The organism is Mesorhizobium sp. B4-1-1, from assembly GCF_006439375.1.
Taxonomy (GTDB): Bacteria; Pseudomonadota; Alphaproteobacteria; order Rhizobiales; family Rhizobiaceae; genus Mesorhizobium.
The window spans coordinates 95,074-118,916 of record NZ_VFTH01000014.1; the positions used below are offsets into that span (position 1 = coordinate 95,074).

General features: G+C 63.3%; 37 protein-coding genes. 10 read left to right on the plus strand and 27 right to left on the minus strand.

Annotated features, from left to right (window positions below; all coding sequences use genetic code 11):
- The first annotated feature begins 108 nt into the window (after positions 1 to 108).
- Together FJW10_RS19845 and FJW10_RS19850 are read left to right on the plus strand one after the other, a co-directional pair.
- A complete protein-coding gene (locus tag FJW10_RS19845) occupies positions 109 to 567 on the plus strand; it encodes a GFA family protein (protein WP_140901322.1) in 459 nt (152 codons plus the stop codon).
- Between the two features lie 513 nt (positions 568 to 1,080).
- Positions 1,081 to 1,626 (plus strand): hypothetical protein, encoded by a 546-nt coding sequence (locus FJW10_RS19850; RefSeq protein WP_140901323.1) that lies wholly within the window; start codon positions 1,081 to 1,083, stop codon positions 1,624 to 1,626.
- A 26-nt stretch (positions 1,627 to 1,652) separates the two neighbouring features.
- Here the strand turns inward: FJW10_RS19850 and FJW10_RS19855 are convergent, their stop codons facing one another.
- Positions 1,653 to 1,919: a hypothetical protein gene (locus tag FJW10_RS19855; RefSeq protein WP_140835889.1), complete on the minus strand. Its 267-nt coding sequence runs from the start codon at positions 1,917 to 1,919 to the stop codon at positions 1,653 to 1,655.
- Between the two features lie 167 nt (positions 1,920 to 2,086).
- Here FJW10_RS19855 and FJW10_RS30510 point away from each other — a divergent pair, with 167 nt between their 5' ends.
- Positions 2,087 to 2,281 carry a hypothetical protein gene (locus FJW10_RS30510; RefSeq protein ID WP_127235553.1) on the plus strand — a complete coding sequence of 65 codons (195 nt, stop codon included), beginning with the start codon at positions 2,087 to 2,089 and terminating at the stop codon, positions 2,279 to 2,281.
- A gap of 109 nt (positions 2,282 to 2,390) precedes the next feature.
- On the opposite strand, the gene msrA is transcribed toward FJW10_RS30510, so the two are convergent.
- From msrA to FJW10_RS19930, 15 genes are all read right to left on the minus strand, one after another.
- Positions 2,391 to 2,912 (minus strand): peptide-methionine (S)-S-oxide reductase MsrA, encoded by a 522-nt coding sequence (msrA, locus tag FJW10_RS19860; protein WP_140901324.1) that lies wholly within the window; start codon positions 2,910 to 2,912, stop codon positions 2,391 to 2,393.
- 223 nt (positions 2,913 to 3,135) lie between these two features.
- Positions 3,136 to 3,399: a hypothetical protein gene (locus FJW10_RS19865; protein WP_140901325.1), complete on the minus strand. Its 264-nt coding sequence runs from the start codon at positions 3,397 to 3,399 to the stop codon at positions 3,136 to 3,138.
- Positions 3,399 to 3,593 (minus strand): hypothetical protein, encoded by a 195-nt coding sequence (locus FJW10_RS19870; RefSeq protein WP_140901326.1) that lies wholly within the window; start codon positions 3,591 to 3,593, stop codon positions 3,399 to 3,401. The genes FJW10_RS19865 and FJW10_RS19870 overlap by 1 nt, the downstream gene beginning before the upstream one ends.
- A complete protein-coding gene (locus FJW10_RS19875) occupies positions 3,578 to 3,817 on the minus strand; it encodes an ABC transporter permease (protein ID WP_140901327.1) in 240 nt (79 codons plus the stop codon). Before FJW10_RS19875 ends, FJW10_RS19870 begins: the two co-directional genes overlap by 16 nt.
- Before the next feature lie 109 nt (positions 3,818 to 3,926).
- Positions 3,927 to 4,130, minus strand: a complete 204-nt coding sequence (locus tag FJW10_RS19880; protein WP_140901328.1) for a hypothetical protein — start codon at positions 4,128 to 4,130, stop codon at positions 3,927 to 3,929.
- Positions 4,127 to 4,879, minus strand: coding sequence for a glycoside hydrolase family 108 protein (locus FJW10_RS19885; RefSeq protein WP_210239810.1), 753 nt, complete (start codon positions 4,877 to 4,879; stop codon positions 4,127 to 4,129). Before FJW10_RS19885 ends, FJW10_RS19880 begins: the two co-directional genes overlap by 4 nt.
- A gap of 124 nt (positions 4,880 to 5,003) precedes the next feature.
- Positions 5,004 to 6,080 carry an acyltransferase gene (locus FJW10_RS19890; RefSeq protein ID WP_140901329.1) on the minus strand — a complete coding sequence of 359 codons (1,077 nt, stop codon included), beginning with the start codon at positions 6,078 to 6,080 and terminating at the stop codon, positions 5,004 to 5,006.
- Between the two features lie 69 nt (positions 6,081 to 6,149).
- Entirely contained in the window at positions 6,150 to 6,860 is a 711-nt protein-coding gene (locus FJW10_RS19895) for a LamG domain-containing protein (RefSeq protein WP_140901330.1), read from the minus strand.
- Positions 6,860 to 7,300 carry a hypothetical protein gene (locus FJW10_RS19900; RefSeq protein WP_140868924.1) on the minus strand — a complete coding sequence of 147 codons (441 nt, stop codon included), beginning with the start codon at positions 7,298 to 7,300 and terminating at the stop codon, positions 6,860 to 6,862. Before FJW10_RS19900 ends, FJW10_RS19895 begins: the two co-directional genes overlap by 1 nt.
- A 12-nt stretch (positions 7,301 to 7,312) precedes the next feature.
- On the minus strand, positions 7,313 to 9,232 hold the full coding sequence (locus FJW10_RS19905) for a hypothetical protein (protein WP_140901331.1): 1,920 nt from the start codon (positions 9,230 to 9,232) through the stop codon (positions 7,313 to 7,315).
- Positions 9,169 to 9,537 (minus strand): terminase family protein, encoded by a 369-nt coding sequence (locus FJW10_RS19910; RefSeq protein ID WP_348639762.1) that lies wholly within the window; start codon positions 9,535 to 9,537, stop codon positions 9,169 to 9,171. The genes FJW10_RS19905 and FJW10_RS19910 overlap by 64 nt, the downstream gene beginning before the upstream one ends.
- A gap of 180 nt (positions 9,538 to 9,717) precedes the next feature.
- Positions 9,718 to 10,719 (minus strand): bestrophin family ion channel, encoded by a 1,002-nt coding sequence (locus FJW10_RS19915; protein ID WP_140901332.1) that lies wholly within the window; start codon positions 10,717 to 10,719, stop codon positions 9,718 to 9,720.
- Positions 10,720 to 10,913: 194 nt separating this feature from the next.
- Positions 10,914 to 11,522, minus strand: a complete 609-nt coding sequence (locus tag FJW10_RS19920; RefSeq protein ID WP_246674322.1) for a terminase family protein — start codon at positions 11,520 to 11,522, stop codon at positions 10,914 to 10,916.
- A gap of 79 nt (positions 11,523 to 11,601) precedes the next feature.
- On the minus strand, positions 11,602 to 12,021 hold the full coding sequence (locus FJW10_RS19925; protein ID WP_140901334.1) for a hypothetical protein: 420 nt from the start codon (positions 12,019 to 12,021) through the stop codon (positions 11,602 to 11,604).
- Positions 12,014 to 12,382, minus strand: a complete 369-nt coding sequence (locus FJW10_RS19930) for a hypothetical protein (protein ID WP_140901335.1) — start codon at positions 12,380 to 12,382, stop codon at positions 12,014 to 12,016. Before FJW10_RS19930 ends, FJW10_RS19925 begins: the two co-directional genes overlap by 8 nt.
- Positions 12,383 to 12,724: 342 nt before the next feature.
- Between FJW10_RS19930 and FJW10_RS19935 the strand changes: the two genes are divergently transcribed.
- The 4 genes from FJW10_RS19935 to FJW10_RS19950 all read left to right on the plus strand — a co-directional run bounded on the left by FJW10_RS19935 (position 12,725) and on the right by FJW10_RS19950 (position 14,520).
- Positions 12,725 to 13,045, plus strand: a complete 321-nt coding sequence (locus FJW10_RS19935) for a hypothetical protein (RefSeq protein ID WP_140901336.1) — start codon at positions 12,725 to 12,727, stop codon at positions 13,043 to 13,045.
- A 126-nt stretch (positions 13,046 to 13,171) separates the two neighbouring features.
- Positions 13,172 to 13,627, plus strand: a complete 456-nt coding sequence (locus FJW10_RS19940; RefSeq protein WP_246674323.1) for a hypothetical protein — start codon at positions 13,172 to 13,174, stop codon at positions 13,625 to 13,627.
- Positions 13,628 to 13,868: 241 nt separating this feature from the next.
- Positions 13,869 to 14,138, plus strand: coding sequence for a hypothetical protein (locus tag FJW10_RS19945; protein WP_140901337.1), 270 nt, complete (start codon positions 13,869 to 13,871; stop codon positions 14,136 to 14,138).
- A gap of 76 nt (positions 14,139 to 14,214) precedes the next feature.
- Positions 14,215 to 14,520, plus strand: coding sequence for a hypothetical protein (locus FJW10_RS19950; protein ID WP_140651970.1), 306 nt, complete (start codon positions 14,215 to 14,217; stop codon positions 14,518 to 14,520).
- 91 nt (positions 14,521 to 14,611) lie between these two features.
- Here the strand turns inward: FJW10_RS19950 and FJW10_RS19955 are convergent, their stop codons facing one another.
- Entirely contained in the window at positions 14,612 to 15,034 is a 423-nt protein-coding gene (locus FJW10_RS19955; protein WP_140901338.1) for a DoxX family protein, read from the minus strand.
- 131 nt (positions 15,035 to 15,165) lie between these two features.
- Positions 15,166 to 15,906: a tryptophan 2,3-dioxygenase family protein gene (locus FJW10_RS19960; protein ID WP_140901339.1), complete on the minus strand. Its 741-nt coding sequence runs from the start codon at positions 15,904 to 15,906 to the stop codon at positions 15,166 to 15,168.
- A 141-nt stretch (positions 15,907 to 16,047) separates the two neighbouring features.
- On the opposite strand from FJW10_RS19960, the gene FJW10_RS19965 reads away from it, so the two are divergent.
- Positions 16,048 to 16,515, plus strand: coding sequence for an Lrp/AsnC family transcriptional regulator (locus FJW10_RS19965; RefSeq protein ID WP_140901340.1), 468 nt, complete (start codon positions 16,048 to 16,050; stop codon positions 16,513 to 16,515).
- A 184-nt stretch (positions 16,516 to 16,699) separates the two neighbouring features.
- The gene (locus FJW10_RS30515) at positions 16,700 to 17,299 is read left to right on the plus strand and encodes a hypothetical protein (RefSeq protein WP_181177600.1); all 600 of its coding nucleotides are present in this window, start codon (positions 16,700 to 16,702) and stop codon (positions 17,297 to 17,299) included.
- A 109-nt stretch (positions 17,300 to 17,408) separates the two neighbouring features.
- On the opposite strand, the gene FJW10_RS19975 is transcribed toward FJW10_RS30515, so the two are convergent.
- From FJW10_RS19975 to FJW10_RS20000, 7 genes are all read right to left on the minus strand, one after another.
- Positions 17,409 to 18,575: a hypothetical protein gene (locus tag FJW10_RS19975; protein WP_140901341.1), complete on the minus strand. Its 1,167-nt coding sequence runs from the start codon at positions 18,573 to 18,575 to the stop codon at positions 17,409 to 17,411.
- Entirely contained in the window at positions 18,572 to 19,477 is a 906-nt protein-coding gene (locus FJW10_RS19980; RefSeq protein ID WP_181177601.1) for an HTTM domain-containing protein, read from the minus strand. The genes FJW10_RS19975 and FJW10_RS19980 overlap by 4 nt, the downstream gene beginning before the upstream one ends.
- On the minus strand, positions 19,461 to 19,901 hold the full coding sequence (locus tag FJW10_RS19985; RefSeq protein ID WP_140901343.1) for a hypothetical protein: 441 nt from the start codon (positions 19,899 to 19,901) through the stop codon (positions 19,461 to 19,463). The genes FJW10_RS19980 and FJW10_RS19985 overlap by 17 nt, the downstream gene beginning before the upstream one ends.
- Positions 19,902 to 20,125: 224 nt before the next feature.
- A complete protein-coding gene (locus tag FJW10_RS30520; protein ID WP_181177602.1) occupies positions 20,126 to 20,293 on the minus strand; it encodes a hypothetical protein in 168 nt (55 codons plus the stop codon).
- A gap of 144 nt (positions 20,294 to 20,437) precedes the next feature.
- The gene (locus tag FJW10_RS19990) at positions 20,438 to 20,797 is read right to left on the minus strand and encodes an SPW repeat protein (RefSeq protein ID WP_140901344.1); all 360 of its coding nucleotides are present in this window, start codon (positions 20,795 to 20,797) and stop codon (positions 20,438 to 20,440) included.
- 143 nt (positions 20,798 to 20,940) lie between these two features.
- A complete protein-coding gene (locus tag FJW10_RS19995) occupies positions 20,941 to 21,963 on the minus strand; it encodes a PAS domain S-box protein (protein ID WP_246674324.1) in 1,023 nt (340 codons plus the stop codon).
- Between the two features lie 89 nt (positions 21,964 to 22,052).
- Entirely contained in the window at positions 22,053 to 22,298 is a 246-nt protein-coding gene (locus FJW10_RS20000; RefSeq protein WP_140835909.1) for a hypothetical protein, read from the minus strand.
- A gap of 274 nt (positions 22,299 to 22,572) precedes the next feature.
- Here FJW10_RS20000 and FJW10_RS20005 point away from each other — a divergent pair, with 274 nt between their 5' ends.
- A complete protein-coding gene (locus tag FJW10_RS20005; protein ID WP_140835910.1) occupies positions 22,573 to 22,914 on the plus strand; it encodes a hypothetical protein in 342 nt (113 codons plus the stop codon).
- Between the two features lie 138 nt (positions 22,915 to 23,052).
- Here the strand turns inward: FJW10_RS20005 and FJW10_RS20010 are convergent, their stop codons facing one another.
- Both FJW10_RS20010 and FJW10_RS20015 read right to left on the minus strand, forming a co-directional pair.
- Entirely contained in the window at positions 23,053 to 23,262 is a 210-nt protein-coding gene (locus tag FJW10_RS20010) for a hypothetical protein (RefSeq protein ID WP_140901346.1), read from the minus strand.
- A gap of 261 nt (positions 23,263 to 23,523) precedes the next feature.
- On the minus strand, positions 23,524 to 23,733 hold the full coding sequence (locus FJW10_RS20015; RefSeq protein WP_140681745.1) for a cold-shock protein: 210 nt from the start codon (positions 23,731 to 23,733) through the stop codon (positions 23,524 to 23,526).
- Between the last annotated feature and the right edge of the window lie 110 nt (positions 23,734 to 23,843).

Here is a 23,843-nt window from a genome sequence, read left to right on the forward strand (position 1 = left end):
CGCGCCGGCGGAACCATTGCCAGCTCCTGCGGGTTTTAGCAGCCGGCAGCGGGACTTGCCGGGCGCGAGAGAAACGCGGCTCCGTGCACCACCGCGGGAGGAACGGCAATGGCTGAAATCGTGCGCAGCGGCAGTTGCCTGTGTGGCGGTGTGCAGTTCCGCGTCACCGGCGAGCCGCTTCGAGTCGGCCTCTGTCACTGTAAGGACTGCCGCAAGACAAGCGGATCGGCCTTCCATGCCTACGCCGTATGGCCGCTAAGAGCGTTCGAAACCACGGGCATCACCAGCAAGTATGGCGCTCGGAGTTTTTGCCCCACCTGCGGAAGCCGCGTTCCGTTCATCGGCGATGACGAGGCCGAGGTCACGATCGGTAGCTTGGACGTTGCGCCAACCGAAGGGCTGGCGCCGAGCTACGAGCTGTGGATCGGACGCCGCGAGCCCTGGTTGCAGGCCCTCCCCGCGGCGCGCCAGTTCGAGCATGACCGGATCGCCGATGATCCAGCGGCAGGCGCTGAAGCCGGCCCGGAGCCACTGCAAAGGTCGGCCCAGGTTCTTGGAGGACTTTAGTCGGAACGACGATCTTCAGTCCAACGGTGCCTCCGGCGCGTTCGGAAAACGCCCGGCCTTGGACTGATATGCGCGGCTTTTCTGGAAGTTTCGCATTTTCAACCACCGGTCGGTTTGCCGGCCAATCAGCGTCAGCATTCTGCTAGGCGGCGAACATGAGGCCGTAAGCCGACCGGGCTCCAGCAGCACGCAAAGAGTTTTATCGTTTTACAAAATATAAGAATTTTCAGCCATGCTTCTTGCGGAAATACAACCTCCGGGATTGTTTTTCCCGCCTGTCCGCCGCGCTTACCACGTAAAATACCAAACTCCAGTTGCAATACCAAAGTGAAAATTCCTTCGGCTCAAGAAATTTTCTTCGCACCCTCTTTCTGGTATATCAAATATGACATCCCGAAATGCCATTGATAACAGGCCTTATGACTTCCGGCCTTGTACAAAAGGCCATCTTTGTTTCTTTCGGTTTTTGCTACATAGTGCCGGCGAATCTTGAAACCGGACGGGGCGGTTTTCATGACGTCGGCGATTGAACACGGCCGCAACATGCATATGCGGTATCCACCGATCGACGGGTTCTGGACCTGGGACATCAAGCGCGACCGCGTCTATGGCGATGCCAATCTTTCAGATTATTTCGGCCTGACACTTGATGAGTTCTGCCACGGCGCCTCGTTTGAACGATGCATGCAAAGCATCGATCAGGACGACCGCTCAAGGGTTCGGCTGGCTATCCGCAAGGCCGTGGAGCGCAGGGCCGGCTTCAGGGAGGTCTATAGGGTCCATTCCGAAAAGATGGGGTTGCGCAAGATCCTGGCCGTCGGCCAATGTCACGTCGACGGGGTGGGCGAGGCGGCGCTTTATCCTGGCTGGTTCGTCGACTTGACGAAGGATGCCGCATGCGAGGAGCAGGCGTTGCGCGATATCCAAAACCATGTTGGGCAAGCCAAGGACATAGCGCGATCGATCGGACACGATATGCTGTCCTATCTTCTGGACAACATCGAGGAAGAGGTGGAGCAGCGGCTCGGTGCAAGGCTGAGGAGGCGAAGATCATCCTGAAGAGGCTTTCGCCGATCGTTTCCGGGCTAGCTTCCAGGCCGCTTGCCGCGCCTGCCGACTTCAGCCGCGACCATACGCGCGAAATGCGACTGGGGCGATCGGCGCTCGATGAGCTTGGCCCGTTCCAGGGCCGCATCGCCGTAAAATTCGATCAGCACGCCGGCGGCCTTGGCGGCGTCCGCCCTCAACCGGCCGAAATCCGCCTGCCCGCTCTCGCTCGAGGGCTCGCTCCTGGCAATCACGTCAAGCATGGCTTGCAACTTATCAGCAGTGCTGCCCTCGTCTTCGTGCATGGTCGCCATCCGATTGGGCGCGTAAAATATCGACATTTCCGCGCACTGTCCAACAGGTTCGTTGATCGGGCATCAGTGCAACCGAGTACAGCTTCGCCGCGAGCGTGGTGACAATGTTCGTACAAGCATAGTGAGCCAAACTTACCGCACAGACATTGGGGGCATCCATGGACCAGCCTAGCAAAATGGAAAACCTGCAGTTTGCGCAGGGGATCTTGCGAGAACTTCGCCAGAAGGCGGAGGCCGATGGCGAGAAGCTTCTGACCTATCTGATCGACATGGCTTATCTCGAAGCCAGTGACCGCATCCGCGCCCACTGGATCGGCAGCCACGAACACGAAGGCCGCCGCGCCAAGGGCTGAGGTTGCCCGCCCGGGACGGCGGCCGGAACGCAAAAAAGCCCGCCATGCCTTCCGGCACGGCGGGCGGATCAAAGCGCGTAAAGACTGTATGAAACAGCCTGGCCTCTGACTATGACGCGACCGCCTGTTGGCGGGCCGGAAGCTTCCAGCCCGGCCGCGCGAAATGGCAGGTGTAGCCGTTGGGATAGCGCTCGAGATAGTCCTGATGCTCGGGCTCTGCTTCCCAGAAAGGCCCGACCGGGGCGAGTTCGGTGACGACCTTGCCAGGCCACAGGCCGGACGCGTCGACGTCGGCTATCGTGTCCTCGGCGATCCGCTTCTGTTCATCGCTGGTGTAGAAAATTGCCGAGCGGTAGCTCATGCCGATATCGTTGCCCTGGCGGTTCCTTGTCGTCGGATCGTGGATCTGGAAGAAGAATTCGAGCAATGTGCGAAAGCTTGTCCTGGCCGGATCGAAGTTGATCTCGATCGCCTCGGCGTGGGTGCCGTGGTTGCGGTAGGTGGCGTTCGGTACATCGCCGCCGCTGTAGCCCACTCGCGTTGAGATCACGCCGGGCAGGCGCCGGATCAGATCCTGCATGCCCCAGAAGCAGCCGCCCGCAAGGACCGCGCGTTCGGTGGAAGAAGCCATGTCACACCTCCTTTGGATTGCTCCATAGATAGGCGTTGCGGCCGGGTTCTTCCAGCGGTTCGAGCGGCTAATCGCTGACACCGGCATCGAAGTATCCGGCGTGGACGGTCTGCCCCTGTCTGTTTCGAAAATATATGCTTGCACGGCTTCGACGCTGTCGCGATCACGAATCCGGCGTTTGCCTGAATCTCCGCACCACCACCTCGAAGACGATATCCGAAATTCACATCGCACAAACGCCGATGAGGAAAGCGGCGGCAAGCGTGGTGGTGTCATCGGCTGTATCGGGTATCGGCAGGCTGCTTGCCCGGACCCAGGCGACGACAGGCAATGTCAGATAGGCGGCGGCCAGGGCGCCGCAGATCGGCGAGGCAACCATTTCGCGCAGCTTATAGCGATGGCGCGACAGCGCCCGCAGCACGCCGCCGGCGAGCCCCGCCGCCACGACCTGGCCTTTGATGCCCAGAAGATCGAAAATGTCGTGCATCACGGCCTCCAGCCGCAGAGTTCTTCGCCCTTGCGGTTGTGGGCGAGCAGCGCCCTCGCCTCCTGGTCAGACAGGCTGTCGACCGCGCTCGCGGAGAGGCGCATCGGCGAGGCGACGACGCAGAAGCCGCCCCTGGCCGTCGTGCAGCCGGCAAGCGCGGCGGCGATGGCGGCGACGATCAGTCCCTTGCCCATGACTTCAGCTCCTTTCTGACCGCCTCAGCCGGCAAAGCGCCGATATCGTTGTCGACCTGGTCGGCGACATTGCGGGCCGCGACCTCGGCTTCAGCCTGCTTGCCGCGCTCGGCCCGCGCGCCGGCGAGGCGCTGGTGGAAGCCCCAGCCGAGGGCGCCGACAAGGCCGGCGCCGATGGCCAGGATTGTCGGGTTAGTGAGAAGCCATGCCAGCAGCGCACTCATAGCAGCGCTCCGATGAGAAGACCGGCGACGAAGCAGATGGCGCCGACGATCACATACGACCTCGTCTGCTCGAGCAGTTGGGCGAGGACAGACTTGAGATTTTCCATTATCAGTGCTCCCAGCCGCACCGGCGCGCGAGCAGGTGCCACCATTCGGCCGCGGCGGCGATGGCAAGACCGAGACCGGTCTCCAGCGCCATCTGAATGTCGGGATCGGCGGAGAACGCCGAGGCTTCGTCGGCTCCCAGAAGGCCGCGGGCGACAAGCACGCCCGCGCCATAGCGCAGGGCGATGCGGATGATGACGGCAATCATTGGCAGAGCACTCCGAAGAGATTGCAGAGAAGATGCATGGCCCAGGCAGCCAGGGCGCCGAACGCCAGCGCGATCAGCGCAAGGATGCCGGTTGCTTTGGTGGGCGATGCGGATTTGGGTGGCGCGGCGGGCGCCTCACCGCCGGCATGCGACCCTGCGTGCGCGGGCGCCGCGGTTGGCCCCGCACCATCGGCGGATGCTGGCGCCGTCGGCACGGATATCGTCGTCGTCAGCGGCGTGGCCGACATCAGCAGCGCCTGCCGGCGCACCGAGGCGACACGCGCGCTCCAGCCCCGGCCGAAGCTCGGCCACGTCGGCAGCCTTTCGAGGAAGGCAAGCCGCGCATCGCAGAGCGCGTCGATGACGACACCGGCGGGTTTTCCCCTTGCCGCGGCGAGCGTGGCCGGGCCGATGCGGCCGTCCTGGGCAACGCCGAGAACAGCTTGAAGATATTTCGCCGCCCTGCCCGGCCCACTGTTCACGGCAAAGTCGAAGACGGCATAGTCGACGCCGGCAGGAAGGCCGGCGCCGACGACCGCATCCCAATAGAAACGACGGTAAACCGTGGCCACCTGATCATCACTGATCTTGCGAAGATCGGCCTTGGTGGCGTCGGCTTTGACGTAGCGGCGGAAATTGGCGAGCGTGACGCCCTTCATGGTCGCGCCGCCCGGATCGGCGGGATTGTCCGACCAGCCGCCTTCGGACGAGAGGACGAGCGAAAGGGCACGCGCGAAGTTGCGGTCCATGGGTGTTCCTTTCCGCCCGGGGGGGCAGATTCTTGAGGATTCAGGGGTGCGAAGGAACATGCGGCGAGACGAAGCGCTCGCGCACTCCGGTCAGCGACCAAAACTAAAGGTGCAGTGGCGAGAACTACGCGGCTTCTAAACGCGGTGCGCCTTTAACTATGGCGCGAGAGAGTTTTCGCCCGAGCGCAATTCCGGGCAGCTCAATCAATCGGTAGCTGACGGCTGCCAAGAAGACGCTCGGGGGGATAATGACGAGAGATACCAGAATGCCCGCCAGCACTGCATCCGACGGAAGCCAACTTGGCGGCACATTGTGAAGTGCGTTGAGAAAGAGGACATTCCACAGGTAGAGGCCGAAGCTCACACGCCCGAGAAATGCGGGAAGAGGCGAAACTAAGACCGGTGACGAAGCCACCCTGTCATCGTGGTACAACAGCGCGAGCAGCACAAAACCTAACGCTGCCGTCAGAAGCTCAAGGCCGTGCACGAATTGCCTAAGCAACAGGAAAGCGACGAGAAGTAGCGCCCATCCTATCGGCCTTGCCAACTTGGCAGCAAAGGCACCCAGCCCGCTCGGCACCAAGGCACCAAAGATGAACAGATACCCGTAATCTGAGAGCAATTGTACTCCGAGCAGTTCGGGATTTTTCCGAGCGATGCATGTGTAAACGAGCACTGCAAGAGTGCCCCACATGCCCCACCGAAGCGTAAACACTCCAGCCAGCAACATCAGTGGGACGGCGAGCATTTCCACCTGCAGTGTCCAACTTGGTTGGATGACTGCATAGGACCACAGGGCCATGTTCGCACAGGCTTCCGACCACGAGATAGGCCATGCCTGAAGCAATGCCGCGGCCAGCACACAGGCTATGAGCCCTGGATAGATGCGAAACACGCGCTTCACAGCAAACGATGCGCCAGCACGCCACGGATTACCAATGTCAGAAAGGGAACGGATCAAGACGCAACCACTTAGGAGGAAGAACAACTCGACCGCCGCCGTGCCGTTGAAAATCGAGAGCCAGAGCTTGGGCCACTGGTCCGTTGCAGTTACCTCCCAGAACGTCTTGAACAAAGCGCGCTGGATCAACCCCTCATCAAAATGAAGGATACCGTGATAGAAGATGACCGCGATTGCCGCGTAGGCGCGAAGGCCATCGAGCGCCAACAAACGCTGTCTGTCGCCCGTAGCAAATCCCATTCTGATTATGTCCCGCGCAAACCGCCGACGTTAGTACGCGCGGCCGATGCCAGATGTCCAGATGAACAATTAGTCGTAGCGATCAAATGCAGAACCGCCCGGTGTGAAGTTGGCGGTGTAGCGGGCAAGATTGTTCGAGATCCGAATCTCGTCCATATTCCCTTTGTATTTGTGATCCGGCCCGCCGATGTCCCGCTCACCGACGAAAGTTCCGATGTTCAGCGACGTGCTATCCCAGGCAACCGAGGTGGAGAAATTGCTTCCAAATTGCGTGCCGTTGAGAAAGCAGCGGATCACACCCGAGGCGCGGCAGATTGCCCAATGATACCAAGTGCCAGCGGTGAGCGTGCCGGACGTGGCGCGCTTGACGCCACCGGCGCCATCATTTGCATCAATGTAGATATCTAACTGCTCACTCGGATTGAGATTGACGAAGAACCCGGCATTGTTCGTGCCGCCTCGCATATCGAATACCGGGCGCGAGTTTGTAGTTTCCGCAGTGCATCGCATGCGACCCTCACACGTGAAATCCCCCGGCAATTTGAGTGCCGTCGGATGGTCGCAGTAAAGGTAGTCGCCAACCCCATCAAAGGTGCAGCAACTTCCTCCGAAGACCGACGTAGACGTGTCGATTTGCACGTTACCTCCAAACCCCATGGCGAGATTGTTGAGCGAGCTATCGACAAAAACCTGCGAGCCGTTGGCCCCGTCGAAATGCAGAAGCATGGTCGCCTTCTTCTGCGGCGGCGCGACGATCTTTGGGATGATACCGGGATACATTAGATGCCCAGCCCGAGGATCGACTTCAATTCGCTGATCGAAAGATCGTAGCCAGCCAGCATAGCACCGACCTTCTCCTCTGCCGTCGGCGGTTCCGGTGGCGGCGGGGTATCCTCGACCTGATAGACCTGTTGGATCACTTCACCGGTTTCCACATAGGACGGTGCGCCGACGACCTGTTTTCCTTCCGGCGCTTCGAAGGGCACAGCAATCCTGCCGCCCACCGCCTCGACTTCGTCGATCGTCCAAAGGCCCTGGTCGTAGAAGCCGCGCAGGCTGTCGCCGTTCATCTGGATTTCGACAGGATAGGGATCGCATGGCGTCTCCACCTGCCGGCCGTCACCATAGACAGCAGTGTAGGTGCCGACCGTCTGGGTCACGATCGAGGAGCCGTGCCACTCCTGCCAAACGTCATTGATCTTGCGGACGAGAATGGACATCGAGTTCTCCTGTTAGGTTCTTAAAACACTGGTGATGACAAGGCGGCTCGTCGTATCGACAAAGCCGGCCAGGAAGACGGTTTCCGTTGTCTGGATGGTGATCGGAAAGCTCTCGACGCCCGCAGCGGGCACGAGATTCGCGCTCAGGCTCACGGTGCGAGCGGACGTCACCGCGGTGATCTTGAGCACGAAGCCGAACTGCGGCACCGCATTTGTCGGATTGCCGATCGTCACGTTCGTGCCAGCCGCCAACGAAGCATTGTTGCCGAGCGACATATCCCAAGAGACGGATGCGCCGGACGTAAGCGTCTGATAGGCTACGGCCGACTTTAATGCGGCCGCCGTCAGAAGCTTGCTTGCCGTTCCAAGCTGGAACTCGCTGTTGGATGCGATGGCACCGGACGCGAGCATGGCATAGGTCACCAGCCCGGCCGGCACCATGCCGGCGGTGAGCTGCCCAAAGCCGAGTGCCGAGGACACGCGCCGCAGGATCGTGTCATCGGAGCCAGCCGCGATGTCCGCCCGTGCGCCGATCGAATTGGCCGAACGACCAAGGACCGACACAGCGGTGCTATCAGCGAGGGTGTTCAATGCAATGGCATTGGTTGGCGGGCTAAATGTGCCGGTGAAGGATGCATTGGCCTTCGGCGCCAGGCTAGCCACCGCCACGCCGCTGTCCTTCACCACCTTCCCGGTCGTGCCGTTGAACGTGGCGATGTTGTCGGTCGCGGCCGAGGCCGGCCCGACGACCAGGCTTGCCACCGCAACACCGCTATCCTTTCCGGTCTTGCCCGTGGTACCGGCGAAGGTCACGATATTGTCAGTCGCCGAGGAGGCCGGGCCGGTGAAGTCACCGCTGCCCAGGCCGTCCGCGCCCTTGTCGCCGGCGCGGGCGAAAATCAGCCAGATGCCGTCGGTGGTCGTCGGCAAGGTGCCGGCGCCGCTGACATAGGCCAGGGTCAGTTTTCGATAGCCCGTCCCATCCACCACCGAGCCGGTGACGTTGTAGACGTAGGCGATGGCGGCTGACGCTTTTGAGCGCAGCGTCAGTTGGCCCTTGATGACGTTGGTGCTGTCGTCGAAGCCGTCGACCACGCCGCTCACCGTGGCGCCGCCGGAGTCCAGGTTGTCAATATAGGCCGCAGTGGCGGAGGCGGCGCTGGCGTTGTTCAGCCGCAGCGTGCCGTTGCCGGGATCGGCGTCGGCGGTGCTGGTGGAAAAGGTGTAGCCAAAAGCCGCCACCGCATTGGCCGCCGCAACGGCGCTCGCCGCCGCGTTGGTGGCCGACGTCGCGGCGCTGGTGGCGGATCCGGAAGCGGCGGTGGCGGAGCTCGATGCGGCGGAAGCCGAGCCGGCAGCTGCGCTTGCCGATGTGCCGGCGCTGGTGGACGAACCTGAGGCCGCGGAAGCGGAGCCGGCCGCCGCCGTCGCCGAATTGCCGGCATTGGTGGCGCTGGTCGCGGCATTGGTGGCGGAAGTGGACGCGGCGGTGGCGGAGCCGGCCGCCCCGGTCGCCGAGCCTGCCGCATTGGTGGCGCTGGTGGCGGCGGCATTCTTGGAAGTCAGTGCTGCGGCCGCGCTCGCGGCGGCGGCATTGGCGGCATTCACGGCGTCGCCGAGCGTGTCCTGCGAGAGATAGAAGCTAAGCACAATCGGGTCGGCGCCGATCGCTGGATCCTGCGTCTCGAAGGCATAGACGCGATCGGCCGAGACGGCACCCTCCTGCACATGCACGGTCGTGCCCTTTTGCATCGTGCGCGCGGTGCGGGCATCGGCGGCGCGGAACCACTGGCCCTCGCTTGCGGTGTAGATGCCGTTCTCGGTCGGGTCGGCCTGGTCCTTGACCAGCACGCGGACGCCGACTTCCGTCAGCACGCTGTCGATGGTCTGCAGGCCGTAAAGGCTGATGTTCGCGGTCGTCGCCAGGCGCACGGGTTCGCGTTCGTGACGTAGACGACATCGGCCTCGGTATCCCAGGCGAGCTCGACCGCGGCGGAAGGATGGTCCCAGCCGAAATCGAGCGCGCCGATCCGTGGCCACCAGCGCGGCAACTTGAAAGGCTCGCAGGCGATCATCTCCTCCGGCACAGGAAAGATGCGACCGGAGCCCAGCACTGGAATGCCTTTCGCGCGGGCCACTCGCTCATGCTCGGGATAGGCGGCGACGATCGCAGCGCGCTGCTCTGGGCTGTAGTGCCCGGCATCATCGATGGTCATGAAGGTGACGTGTTGGGACATGGCAACTCCACTTCCTCGCCCCGCGAGAGCGGGGAGAGGTGGCGCGGCGAAGCCGCGACGGAGAGGGGACGGCGCCGGCTTTCGACAGAAGAACGGGAGGCTAAACGCCCTACGAAGGCCCCTCTCCGGCCGCTGCGCGGCCACCTCTCCCCGCTCTCGCGGGGCGAGGAACTGGAGCCATCACGTCGCGATGTTGTTCACCGGCGCCAGCGGCGCTGGAAGCGCGGTCTCGCCAAGCCCCCGGCGCAGCTCGATCTCGATGTCGCGGCAGATTTGCGAGATCGGCACGTCGTTGGCGTTGCCTTCGAACGGATTGGCGCTGCTTTCGCCGACCAGGTCGAGCGACATGTAGACCCAGCCCAGCAGCGCGCTGAAAGGGATGGTCAGCCAGATCGAAATCCAGCCGAGCACGCCGCCCAGCTTGGCCATATCGGCAAAGACCGGAACGACCCCGAAGGGCAGCAAGGTGCAGAAGATGATCATGAACATCGAGCTCACGATCGCGTATTGCCGGGGATAGGGATTGTTCTTGATGCGATCGCAACGGGCCTGCTGGTCCTGAAAGTCGCGTATCAGCTTGACCAGTTCGGAGTAGACCTGCGTCGGAACGGCTGAACTCTTCAGCAAGCCGTTGACCTCGGCCAATTGCAAATCGAGGAGTTCTATCGCCGGGTGCGGCGATTTCAGCACGCTTTCGGCTTCCTCGCCCAGCAGCCTACGCAGTTCCTCGGCAAGCGACGTCTTATCCTCCTGGATGTGATAGCGGCGCCGCCGGAACTCGATGTTGGCTGCTTTCGCCAGCGATTCCCAAGGCATGGGCCGCCGCAGCGAAAAGCGCAGCGCCGTCAGCCAGGCAAGATGGCGATAGATCAGCTGCCGGGCGGCGGCAGCATCCATGAAATCGCGGCAGAAGCCGGACAGCATCCGGCTGCTGGCGGTGATCTGTGAAAAGGCTTGCAGGGCCTCGTTGGCGCGGGTGAAGACCTGCGAATTCTTGAACCCGGCGACCAACGACACCGTGGTGCCGAGCACCAGCACGACCGACCATGGCACCGAGAACCCAGCTGTCGCCGGAAGGCGGTAGGCGGCGATCGCCAGCCCGCTCACCACGACCATGTAGATGACGCTGCGCCGCGACCAGAGCGCGAAGTCCAGCAACCGGTAAGAACGGCCTACATACATTCCTGAAATCCCTTACGGCATGCAAATCCCGCGACCGCGCATTCGCGCACCATAAGCGGTGGAAATCGTTTTGAAAGCTCCAGTTCCTCGCCCCCACGTGAGTGGGGGAGAGGTGGTGCGGCGAAGCTGTGACGGAGAGGGGGCAGCGCCGGCTTTGGTGAAGGAGCGGACAGCAACTCGCAAGGCCTGTCGCCCTACGAAGTCCCCCTCTCCGGCCGCTGCGCGGCCACCTCTCCCCCGCCTTGCGGGGGCGAGGAACCCAAGCCTTGAACCGCCTCCGCGCTCAAAAACCTGAGCACCACATCGCTCATCCCCAACAGCGGCGTGAACGTCACGATCGTTATGCCGTCGGTCGCGTTGGTGCGGGTGAGGCCCTCCGAATAAATGTCCAGCGGCGGTTCCTCGTCGAACCACACGCCGTGCAGCGTCTCGCCCTGCCATTTCTCGCGACCTTTTTCGTAACTCTTGAACGAGAGCACGCTTTCGCCGGCCTGCACGTCGCCGCCACCGCCCCAGCGCACGACGACGCTGTCCAGCGCTCCCGGCGCGCCGCGCCCCATCACCGTATCGGTGATGGCATCGGCCGGGATCATGCCGGTGCCCCATTCGGCCTGTTGCTGCGGCGGGCCGACCAGCACGCGCTGCGGATTGTCGCGCGTGCCTTCGCCGGTGACGCCGGCGGCCCAGAGCCTGACAGGCTGGTCGAACACCTTGCCTGCCCACCAGTCCGGATAGCGGCCGGTGAGATGCATGGCCCATTCCGCGCCCCCTGCCCTGGTCTTGCCGAGCTGGTTGCCGGCCATGAACAGGCGCTCGCGGTTCGTTGCCCCTGCCGCGTGAAAATCAGCCTGCCGCTCGTACGGCGCATAGGACGCAAGGCGATTACGACGACGCCTGCGGTCCAGTTCCTCCAGCAAGGCCAGATAGGTCTGTAACGCCTTCAAGGAGCGGGCGGATGTTCGCTTCGAGGCCGCGGATGCGCTTGCGGATCTCCTCATCGCTCAACTGCCCGAGACTGTTTTGATTGGCATCGACACCGTCCGAGAATTCCTTGGCCGAAAAATCCTTGGGCAGCATCGTCAGCACGACCTTCAGATACTGCTCCGGTTTTTCGGCCCGCACCGCGGCGATGACGCCGGCGCCATGGGCGCGGAAGTCGGCGCGAAGGGCTGCCGCGAAATCGTCGACGAGCGTTTTTCGCGGGCGCTTCGGGCGAGTGGCCAGAGCGGCCCCGGCTTGGGGGCCCTTCGGCTTTCGGCTTGCCCGCTTCGCGCCGGCGCGGCGCCTGCTTTCGTCAGCCATGGATGGCCGCTTGCGATGGCGCGGCTTTCGCCGCCTTGACCTTGCGGACCTTGCGCGCCGGTTTCCTGCGTGGCTTGGCGCTGGCCTGCTTGGCGGCCCGGGCATCGGCGGCAGGTGCGGCCATTGCTTTCAGCTTCGCCGTCGCGGCGCGGACTGAGGACGGGCCGAGGCCGTGGCCCGGAAAGCCGAAACCGGCGACGGCGTCGATCGGCCCGCCACGCACCATCCCGATGCGCACGCCCGGCGCGACCTGCTCGACGCGGCCCGAGTTGCGCGGCAGGCTCGAGCCCTCGAATTCGCCGATCGCGCTGACGATCTCGGCGCCGTCATCGGCGGTGACGATGGTGGCATAGCGTGGCATCTGGGCCTCGAGCAGAATGTTGAAAGCGCCGCAGGAGAGAGGAGCGCCGCCCCGCTAGCGCTTCGAAAGAATGGACGGTGAGAAAAAAACCCGCCGGGCGGCGGGTCGTTGGCGCAAATCAGCACCATGGACAAAATAGTAGCATAGCTGCCTTCACCGGGCAATAGCTTATAGGTATATTTTCCTACATTCCTCAAAACCGCAGCGCCCGGCGCGCCACACTCATAAATTGAAACGCCGGGCCAGGGCATAGCAAATTTTTGCCGGAACCAACCTTGGTCCGATGGGTTCCACCCTTAGTCGCAACGCGACAGACGACCGTCTCTAAAAGAGGAGAAAATCATGCTTACGAGGATTCTTGCGGCTTCGGCCCTGACCATCGGCCTCGCCACGGCGGCGATGGCCCAGACCGCCGGCACCGCCGGAAATGAGGGTGGCGGCAGCGGTCAGACGATCACCGTCGACCCGAAGACGCCGGGCAGCCCGCCGCCCGACCAGGCCGCGCCCGATACCGGCACGACCGGCAGCGTTACCGGCGGCGACATGAATTCAAACGCCGACAAGAACTGCCCGGACAGTCCGCAAGGCGCGGTGGGCGATGCCAACAACAGCACCGCCGGCACGATGCAGCCGAACGTGAACGACAAGAACTGCGGCAAGTAAGGGCATCGGGCTTGCGGCACGGGGCCGTGGAGCACGCTCCGCGGCCCCGGTGTTTTGGCCGCGCGGCGCGCTCGCGGGAACAATGAGGCGTCATGGCCGTTCCAGGATGCAAAAAGGAGAGACCGAATGGCAGACAATGACACCAGCACCACCAATTCAGCCAACGGCAACGCGAAAGCCACCGCCGCGCGCAACCGTCCCGCGTCACGTAGCAGCGCGCGAGCCACGCGTGCATCGGACGACGCGATGAAGAAGCAGATCGCCGAGTTGAAGCGCGAGGTGAGCCGTCTGAACCGCGCGCTTTCCGAACAGGCCGAGGAGGCCGCCGAGACCGCGCATGGCTGGTACCGAGGCGCGGCCGACCGCGCTTCGAACCTCTACAGCGGCGCCTCCGACCGCGCGTCGCGCGCCGCAAGCCAGTTGCGCAGCCAGGCGCATAGCGTTTCAGAAACGGTGCAGCAGAACCCCGGCACCTTCTCGACCGCGATGTTGATCGGCGGGCTGGTCGGCTTGCTGGCCGGCATGGCAATCAGCAGGAATTCCGACCCCGAGCCGGACTGGCTGCATCGCTGGCACAGGTAGACATTTCCGGTCCGGCTGCACCCCAGCCGCGACCGTCCAAAGTAGTGAGCCAGGCTGCTTGCGACGGCCGCGCAGAAAGAAAGGCCGGGCCACTGCGCCCGGCCTTTTCTTTCCAGCTCTTTTCGTTTCGAAATTGTGTCTTGCCGCTCTTGGTCGCTCTCTTGCTGTGGGCGGTTGTCCCCGGGCTGGTCATTAGCCGGAGCTTATGGGATCATTCCCTTGGGGAATCGCGGAGAGCGGCATGGACAGACCTGCCATGGCATCCGTCTTTCGGATGCGGCATGTACCTGCAAGCATTTCGGGCGTTCGCAGCCTGGGCCGGGGCCAGGCCGATCCGATCTTCCATTCGAGGCCGCTCGGCGAGGCGATCCGCTTCATCGCCCAGGCCGAGGGCCAATACGACCTCAGCGCCGTCGCCGTCTTCTATGGCGACCGCCAGACGCCGCCGCTCGGCAACCGCGAGATCAGGCAGCTCTGGAGCGAATATGGCGAGCGGTGGATGGAGGTCTGAACCGCGCCGGCTTTCCCCGTCCGGATCGGAAACGCCGCTCACGCGTTCTTGAGGCGAGGTCAATGGGAGGAACGCCATGAACGTCGCCAATCTTCAGCTCGAGGGCCTGCTGATGGCTGTCGCCGCAATCAACCATGTGCTCGTCAAGAAAGGCGTGCTCAGCGTCGAGGAGATCGACATCGCGCTGCGCAAGGCCGAAGCCGGCGAGACCGGCGAGGAGCGCTCGGAGGCGATCTCGGCGTCGAACCGCGACGCCATCAATTTCCCGATCCGCCTGCTCGAGCTTGCCAACCAGTGCCAGCCGGAAGCGGACATGCCGTCCTTCTCCAAGCTGGCCCGCATGGTCGGGCAGATGAAGGAGCCGTATAACGACCAGATGTGAGGCGGCGGGAGGCTGCCTTGCCTGGAGATACAGGCGCCGCCCCTCATCCGCCCTTCGGGCCTTCTCCCCGTAGAACGGGGAGAAGGAAGGGTCATGCCCGGCCCGGCCAGCCCCGCTTGAGCGCGAGCACGCTGCCCGGGCCGTGGACCGCGGCGTAGAGCAGGCCGGCGGCGAATGGGAAATGCGACATGAAGGCGCCGAACTCGGCCTGGTCCGCCGTCCAGTGCGACGGACCGTGAAAGGCAAAGCCAAGGAAGACGACATAAACCGCGCCGATCAGCGCCAGCGGCGTCATGAAGGCGCCGGTGAGGAAGGCGACGACCAGGAGCGTTTCAAGGATCGCCGCGCACCAGGCCAGAAACAACGGGAACGGGAAGCCGGCGGCGGCGATGTAGCCGGCGGTGGCGCCCATGTCCATCAGCTTGAAGGCGACGCCCATGGCGAACATGGCGGCGAAGATCAGGCGAGCGACGAGAATGGCGGCGGTCTGCCAGGTCGATTGAGTGTTTTCCACGAGTATCCCTCCGGTTTGTCTGTCGATGGCCCAAGGACGGGCGGAGGGAGCGGATTCCGACAGGGGTGGGGAAATTGTTTGGAGTGCCCTCTTCCTCGCCCCCGCCGCAGGCGGGGGGCGAGGAAGAAGGCTCAGCCCGGATGGCTGATCGATTCCCGCACGGTGCCGTATTCGGCGCCCCAGCGGTCGGTCATGTCGCAGCGGATGTCCCAGAGTTCGGGGAAGAAGCGGTGGCGGGCGCCGCCTTCGAGGATTTCCACCGGCCTGCCTTTCAGCGACTTTGCGCCGAGCCCGATCGAGCGGTGGATCAGATAGAGGTGATTGGCGCGAAACTTCTGGAACAGCTCGTCGAATTCGATCAGCGCCTCGGCCACGACATAGGGATCGCCGTGGTCGTAGTGCTCGTCATAGATGTCCTGCACGGTCAGCCCGCGGCCGTCGAGATAGGCATGTTTGAAGGCCCGCCAAAGATCCGGCGGCAGGCGCAGCAAAAGCTTGAAGCCCGGCGATTCCTGGCCGCTGCCATTGCCGAGCTGCAAGCGGATCTGCTGGTACTCCTTGGGCGACATGGTCTCCAGGAGATCGAGCTGCGCCGTCATCATGCGCATTAGCCGGTGGACGCGGCCCATCAGCGTGACGATGCGGTGCGTGTCCTGTTTCTCCAGATGGTCGAGGACATCGACCAGCGTGTAGGCGATCAGCTTCATCCACAATTCCTCGACCTGGTGCACGATCTGGAACTGCAACTCGTCGGCGTTGACCATGTCGGAGAGCGGTTTCTGGCACGCGAGCAGCTTGTCGCATTGCAGATAGACGCCGTAGTCGCGCATCTCCGGCGCTTCGATGCGGGCGTGGTAGTCCGTCTTGTCCATGGCTCATCTCCTGGCCCGGGCATGGCTGGGCAGGCGCCGAGGATAGCGCGTTCGTGCTTGAACATTGTTCCTTTCTGTTATCCAATATGCCTGGATTGGAGGACGATATTTCGTCTTTTATGGGTATTTGGAGAACGGTTCATGCTAGATATGTTCGACCGCAAGATCGTGGCGGCCTTGGAGCGCGACGCGCGCATCTCCTTCGGCGAGCTCGCCGAGGAGGTCGGCTTGAGCAAGACGCCGTGCTGGAAACGGGTGAAGGCGCTGGAAGAGGCCGGCGTCATCCGCGGCTATTCCACCCGTGTCGATCCCGCTTCGATCGGTTTCGGCATCGAGGCTTTCATCCAGGTGTCGATCGACTTCGAGGTGTCGGACGCCTTCGAGGCGGCGGTGAGGAAACATCCGCTGATCCGCCGCTGCTACGCCACGACCGGCGAGGCCGACTATCTCCTGCAGATCGTCACCGTCGACATGAGGGCGCTGGACAGGATGCTGCGCGAGGAGCTCAGCCGGCTGCCTGGCGTTCGCCGCACCGTCACCTCGATGGCGATGCGCGAGATCAAGGGCGACATCTCCTTTGCCGAGGCGGCGGCGCGTGCGTCGCTTTAGGAGCTGCAAGGTGCCCGACGGGCTCTCCCCAAACCGAACCGTGGATGCCAGCCGCACGGGCACCGCCGACCCTGACTTTTTCTGGCATGGTCGAAGGACGGGCGTCGAACCGGTCTATAAGTCGGGATCGGGGGGTATGCGGGTGGCTGATATCATCTCAAGCAGAATCGGTGCGGAGCCTGCCTTGTCGGCTGGGCGTCCGCGGTTCACATCGGCGGCGAATGCCGACATCGCGCGCCGTATCTTCCCACAGTTCAGAAGCAGCTTGGCAGCGGTGCTGCTTGCGTCGACCATGCCGCTGGCGACGGCCATGGCAACCTATGCCGCGCCGGTCCTGCCGGAGCCGCGCGACGGAGTCCACCGGTCGATGGACCCGGCTGCGCTCATCCAGGACGCCAACCGCGCTCTTCTGGCTCAGGCCGCAGGTGGCAACGGCGGAAATGGTGGCAATGGGGGGAATGGCGGCAACGGTGGAGCCGGCAATGGCGGCAACGGGGGGAATGGCGGCAACGGTGGCGCCGGCAATGGCGGCTCCGGCGGAAATGGCGGCGACGGTGGTAACGGCGGCAATGGGGGGAATGGCGGCGACGGCGGCAACGGTGGAACCGGCAATGGCGGCTCCGCCGGGAATGGCGGCGACAGCGGCAACGGTGGCACCGGCAATGGTGGAACCGGCGGCAATGGCAGTTCGGGCGGCGGTGGCGGCGCCGGCCATCACAGCACCGGTTCCGGTCATTCCGGCAACGTCGGTTCCTGCGGCGCTTCCTGGCGATCGTCTTGCTGACGCGGCTTGACCTGGAGGCGCGGCGCGCCGAAGCGGATCAAACGGACCTGCAGCAAGCCTTTGTTTGCGCGCGGACGGAAAACCGCTGCGCACTTTTCCTGGAATTGCTCTACGGACCGGTGCGGTAGGCGAAGTCGTCCATTGCAGCCTGCCAGGAGTGCTGCGTCCGGATCTCGAGCCGTGTGATGCGCGTGTAGTCGGCCGCGAAATAGACCGGGCCGCTCGCGGACAGCACAAGCTGATCCTCATAGGCCGGCTGGTCGCCCCGCCAGGCCTTGAGAACAAGCGTCTCGCCCTCGGCGTCGTTCCAGCCGACGCCGAAATAGGCGCCCATGAAATCGAACGGCTTGTCGCTGAACACCTGCCCGGGGTGGCCTGAGCTGTTATAGGCGATGAATTCGCCGGACGTCGTCGTGTTGATGTAACCCGGGCCGTCGGTGAAACGCTGGTGCATGACAACGAGATTGTACCAGTCGAGCCCGCCATAGCCGGACGGAATTTCGAACACGCCCGACGTCGTCAAAAGGTCGTCGAAGCCGACGACATGCTCTCGGGGCAGCGGCGCCTCGGCGAGCCCGCCCTTGCCCGAAAACGCGGAGAGCACGACCGGCGCCTCGCCGACCGCGATCTTGCGCCGTTCGGTCGCCCCGTCGGCCGAAACCTCGACCAGCCATTCGCCTGATGTCACGGGCGCGCTGAAGCGCCCATCCGGATCGACCTTGGCGGCGGCGCCTGCCCCGTCGGGCCCGGTGAGGGAAATCCGCGCCCCGGGGGCGGCCGCGCCGCTGATCGTCAGGTCCGCCGCAAGGCCGACCGGATGCGTCGTGCGTTGCGCGGTCATGTCGCCCGGCGCGCCGGGGGAAGCCGCATAATCGCTTTCCTGGAACGCGTTTGCGGTGGTGACGGAAAAGCCCGGCGGAGGCACGACCCGGAACGAATAATGTCCGGGATCGACAACCTCGAGATTGCGCTGGAGAACCGACATCCGGAAGTTGGCAAAGCCGCTGACATTGCTCCATCGCATGATGGTGTCGCCATTGGGCCTGCCGAGCTCGACGGCAACATGCGACATCGGCCGGTCGCCGAGATCGTAGATCCCGTTCCTGTTGCGGTCGCGGAACACCAGGATCGATGTGTTCATCTGGCCGCCGTTGAAGGCATCCCACGCGCGCCTGGGATAATAGTCCGCCGCGCTGCCGGCACGCGCCGAGCCGCAGACCATGGCCAGGCCGGCGGCCGCGACGACGGCGCCGGGGAGCGACAAACCACGCTTCACGAAATTCCCCCTCTGGCAGTCGGTGTCGGTCCGAGGCCCTGGAGCCGCGCGATGATCCTGTCCACGGCATCCGCATCGAAATAGGCGAGATAGAGCAATGCCATGGTCGCGCTGAACGTGTAGACCGGGAGCGTCAGATAGATGATGGCGTGAAAGGCCAGGCCCGGCGCGATTAGATAGCGTCTCGTCGCACGGAACGGCAGGCCAAAGGCAAGGCCATATTCAAGCGCGACCACGCCGAAGGATATGATCGTGGCGGGCAAGGCAAGGCCGGCCGGGTAATCCGAACCCGCATAGAACCAGAGGAAGATCTGCTCGAGCCGCGCGCCGCTCAGAAAGGCATGGTTCGACTTGTCGAAGGCGGCGAAGAAATAGAGCACCGAGAGCTGCACCACGATCAGCCGCAGCCCCCACAGATTGCCGCGCTCCGCCGGCGGCGAAACGCCCACGCGCTCGGCGTGCGCCACGGCCAGGTAGCGGTCCAGCGAATAGGAGCGGCCGCATGGGGTGAGCGCGACCAGAAGTGCCGCGACGGCGAGCAGATAGGCGTGATGGTGGGTCCAGGGCTCGCGCCCAAGCTGGTGGCCGAAATAATAGTACATCACCAGCCCGACCGAGCCGGCCCAGACAGCAGCGGCGCGGCTCTGATAGCCGACGAACAGCAGCGCGGTGGCGACGAAGAAGTTGGCTGCCAGAAACAGGCCGATCGCCGACTGGTCCCTGTAGAGCAGCAACTCGCCCGCCCAGCGCGACCAGAACAGCATGGCCAGGCCGATGCGGATCAATGCGGACGAGCGCGACGATCCCTCCGTATCGACCGCCCAGCCGACGAAGCACACCGCCACGGCGTGCGCCGAACGCCAGCCCATCCAGTCGGCGATCGCGTCAGCCGGCGCAGGCATTTTCGGCATCGGTATGAATGATCTGCCAGCCATTGCGCGTGCCTAGCCGGGCGTGGACACGGATGTCGGCGCCCTGCCCGGCGACCGTGCAGAGCCGCTTGACGACGGATGCCAGTTCCTCGCGGCTTTCGATCCGCTTCAGCCCGCCGTCGCGAGGAGCGCCGAGCATCTCGAACCGGTCGAGCGGGATGAGCACACCGTCCGGCTGGCGGATTTCGAAGGAAGCGTCGATGACGCCCAGCCCGATCGCGCTGAACATGGTCCAGGAGCGCAGCCATGGCGTCTGCACCCCGAAGATTTGCTCCGTGGCCGGACCGGCGATCATGAATGCGGCGATCGCCGTGAAGGCGACCAGCCGCAAGCGTCCCGCCGACAGCCGTCCGGCAGGCTCCGCGCCTGTTCTGATTGAGATGATGTCCGCCACCCGCGCACCCCCGTCGCGACTATAGACCGGATCAACGCCGTTCCGTGACCATCCCAGAAAAAGTCAGGGCGCGGCGCGCGGGCGCCCCACCGTGCCTCGATGGCGCGAGGCAGGATCAAGGGCAAGATTTTTTGCGGAGGCTGCGGAGGCATTCCCGAGCGGATGAGTGCTGGAGCGGAACAACGCGGATCTCGGCGGGACTGCGGGCGCGAAGGATCGCGGCCTCAGGATTTTATCGATACATCTTCGCTGGCGAACAAAGGCATGGCGTCAGCCGCCCGCGCCACCTTTTCCTTCTCCGCGTCCGCCTTGCGTTTCGGGCACTCCTCGAAATCATGGTCGCGGCCGCCGCAATAGGAGCAGCATTTGGCGGGGGTGTCGGGGTTGAGCATCGAGGCCATTCCCAAGAATGCACGAAAAGGTTTCCGGTTGCAGCAATTACGTGAAGACGCCGCAATCACCGCCCAGCCCGATACCCCGATACCGCAATATCAGGAGCCCGCCGCTGGCGCGGCGGGCTCCCGCCCGGTCACCGCTCACGCATGCGCGTGGGGATGACGGAAGTCCCACACGGCCCAGGCCGATGCCGCGACCACCAGCACGCCGAGCACGACGTGCGTGGCCATGACATGCGTGTCAGCCGCAAAGCCCAGCAGCCAGGGTGACACGATCAGCCAGAGCCAGAGGACGACGTTTACCCATTCCTCCCATTCGGCGAACACCAAAAGCGTCGCCAGCGCCAGCGCGCCGAGCAGAACGCCGACGATCCAGGCGTTCCACGCGGGCACCATCGCCGCGGCGAATCCGATGACCCAAGGTGAGATGAACAGGCAGATCGCGAGGACCAGAGTGATCCAGTCCTGGCTCTTTCTTGCTTCCATCAGTTTGCTTGCCATGACAACCTCCATGGATGAAGCTTGACCAAAGCAACAGCGTTCGCGTCGACATCGCACGCTTAGTTGTTGATGTAATTACGCTTTTATGAAGCTGCAAGGTGCCGGCCGGGCGGACAGTCCCGCGCGCCGGGTGGCGCGGGCTCTCAGACGCTGAAGTCGGTTTCGTTCTCCGCCCCCAGCTGCGGCACGACGATCGCCTCGAGCGGGGCGTCGAGCTCCCACTTCACGCTGCCGGGAGCGCGTTCGAGGCTCGAGGAACCGCTCAGCGACTGCGGCGCCACCCGTTGCAGGACCACCGTGCCAAAACCCTTGCGATCGGCGAAACCCTTGCGGTTGCTCGCGTTCCGCCCGGCTTCGCTTGTTGTCGCCCCGGAGGTCTCGTGCCACAGAAGATGAAAGCGCCGCTGCGCCTCTGGGCCTGCCTCGACCTTCCAGGTGATTTCGACACGGCCGCCCTCGGCCGCCAGCGCACCGTATTTGGCCGAGTTGGTGCCGAGCTCATGGAAGGCCATGCCGAGATTCTGGACCGCATTCGACTGCAGCGTAAGCAGCGGCCCCGAAAGCGAGATGCGCTCTTCGTGACCGAAGGGCTTCAGATGCTCCTGGATCAGGTCGAAAAGGCTGGCGCCGGCCCATTCCGAGGTGACAAGCAAATCGTGCGAGCGCGACAGCGCCATGATGCGCGAGCGGATCATCTGCTCGAACTCGACAGGATCAGTCGAGCGTTTGCTGGTTTCCCTGACCATCGACAGGATCACCGCGAACTGGTTCTTCACCCGATGGTTGACTTCGCGCATCAGAAGCCGGATGCGGCGCTCGCTTTCCTTGGCGGCGGTGATGTCGCGGGCGATTTTCGATGCGCCGACGATGTCGCCGGCACCGTTCTTGATCGGCGAGATGGTCAGCGAAACGGCGACCAGCGATCCGTCCTTGCGCCTCCGGGTGGTCTCGAAGCTGGGGATGCGCTCACCCCTACGGATCCGAACAATGATCTCGTTCTCCTCGTTCTGCATATGCTCGGGGATCAGCATCAGGATCGACTGGCCGATGGCCTCTTCAGCGCTGTAGCCGAAGACGCGCTCGGCCGCCTGGTTCCAATCGGTGATGATGCTGTTCAGATCCTTGCCGATGATGGCGTCATAGGAAGAATCGACGATGGCCGCCAAGCGTGCGTCAGCGCCTGCGTCCTGACGGATAACCCCCCCGATTTTTGTCATGTGCTGAACGTAGCGCCGGACTGCATAAAGGCAACATCCTAATCGGCCGAGTTCTCGGCGTCGCCATTCGCTCTCGCCGACGACAGCACGACGCCGAAATCCTGCGACTTGATCCCGGCTTCCGCCGTCAGGAACCCTTCGGCGGCAAGGCCGCGGCGCAAAAGCTCGCGCACCGCCGCGGAGCGGCTAGGCATGCGCTTTTCAAAGCGCCAGTTCTCCAGAGCCGCGAGTTCTTCGTCATTGAGCATGATCTGCAACCGCTGAGGACGCTCGAGTTCAGCCACGTGTGCCACCCTTCAAAGGCTACAAATGCAACGAGTTAGTATGTGTCTTACTTTACAAGTAGTTAGGATTCGTCCAATGAAACGTCAAGGTCGCCCTGTGGGTCAAAAACGCAAAAGACCAACGATGCCAACGATGCGTCTACCAAGCATTACGTGCTCTATGATAACTTACTGATATCATTGCGATTTTTTTTACTTTCCACTTGCCATTCCAGGGCCAGGGGAGCATCATCGAACCAGAGGGACAAACCGTCCGTGAAAGGGAGGGTTTTCCATGCAGGTGAGATATCCAAACAAGCTGAGAGACGACGCGCATTGCCGGGTACAGACGGCCCTGCGGGCCCACGGCGTCGTGAACCTGGTCGTGGTGGCTGAGGAGATAAGGCTCCGAAATCTCGCCGAAAACATCGCTCGCGAGGACATCGAGGAGTTGGTTCTGCAAGTCGCGCAGTTCTATGGGGCAATCGTGGAATTCGATGAACTGGCGCTCACCGCGCTCGACCTTCCCGATGCCAGCGGCCGCGACAATCGAAACGATCTGGAAAGAGCGCTCAGCGAGCGATCCTCACCGGGCGGGTCCATGGAACACCTGCTTCAGGTGGATCGCGACGGGTAAGAGCCTCGCCCTGCCCTGTCACTCGCGTCACGCGATTGGCGAACTTCGGTGAGGCCGCTGCGTTCAACCAATCGAGGCGCCCTGGAACCTTCCTCCTGCCTGCTCTCGCAGTATGACCTGCCGGCCAGCCTTTGCCGGCTAGCGCTTGCGGGCTGGTTTCTTCGGCGCGACGGGAGGCGCGTCGGCCTCTTGCGCCAGCCTGGCTTCACGCAACCGCTTTGTCTTGGCAGCCCTAGCAGACGCTTCCAGGTCCTGTATCTGTCGCGCGACGCGGGACGTCGTGTCGGTCTTGGCTTCCGTGCGGGATGGGACCGGCTTGAACAGGCCGGTATCCGGTAGCGACTTCATTGTTTTCTCCTTGTTTCACGCAATTCCGGACGAAAAAGCGCGTCGCTTTTCCAGGAATTGTCTAAAGCGCGTCGCGTCGAAACGGATTCACGCGACGCGCTTTAGGTCGTTGCTTGATGCATGTCGTTGTCGCAAAACCGAGGTCACTTTTGAGCGACATGCATTAGAACAAAAAAGGCCGGGCACAGCCCGACCTTCTCCAACGCGCCTGTGCGGCCGATGCCAGTACATCCGTGGTCAAAGGACCCCGAGGCGCTGCGATCAGGCGGCTTGCAGATTGTCTGCCGAGCTCTTGCCGTTGCGGGCATCTTTCACGATGTCGAAGCTGACCTTCTGGCCCTCGACGAGAGAGCGCATTCCTGCGCGCTCCACGGCCGAGATATGGACGAACACGTCCGGCTGGCCGCCGCCCTGCTCGATAAAGCCGAAACCCTTGGTGGCATTGAAGAACTTAACCGTTCCAGTAGTCATTGCGATCTCCTTACAAATCGACGCAAAATTATACGCGCCCGACAACCGCCGAGCGACGCAATCTTCGAAATTGAGAGGGAAGATCGTAAGTGCGCAAATTTGCGCGAAAA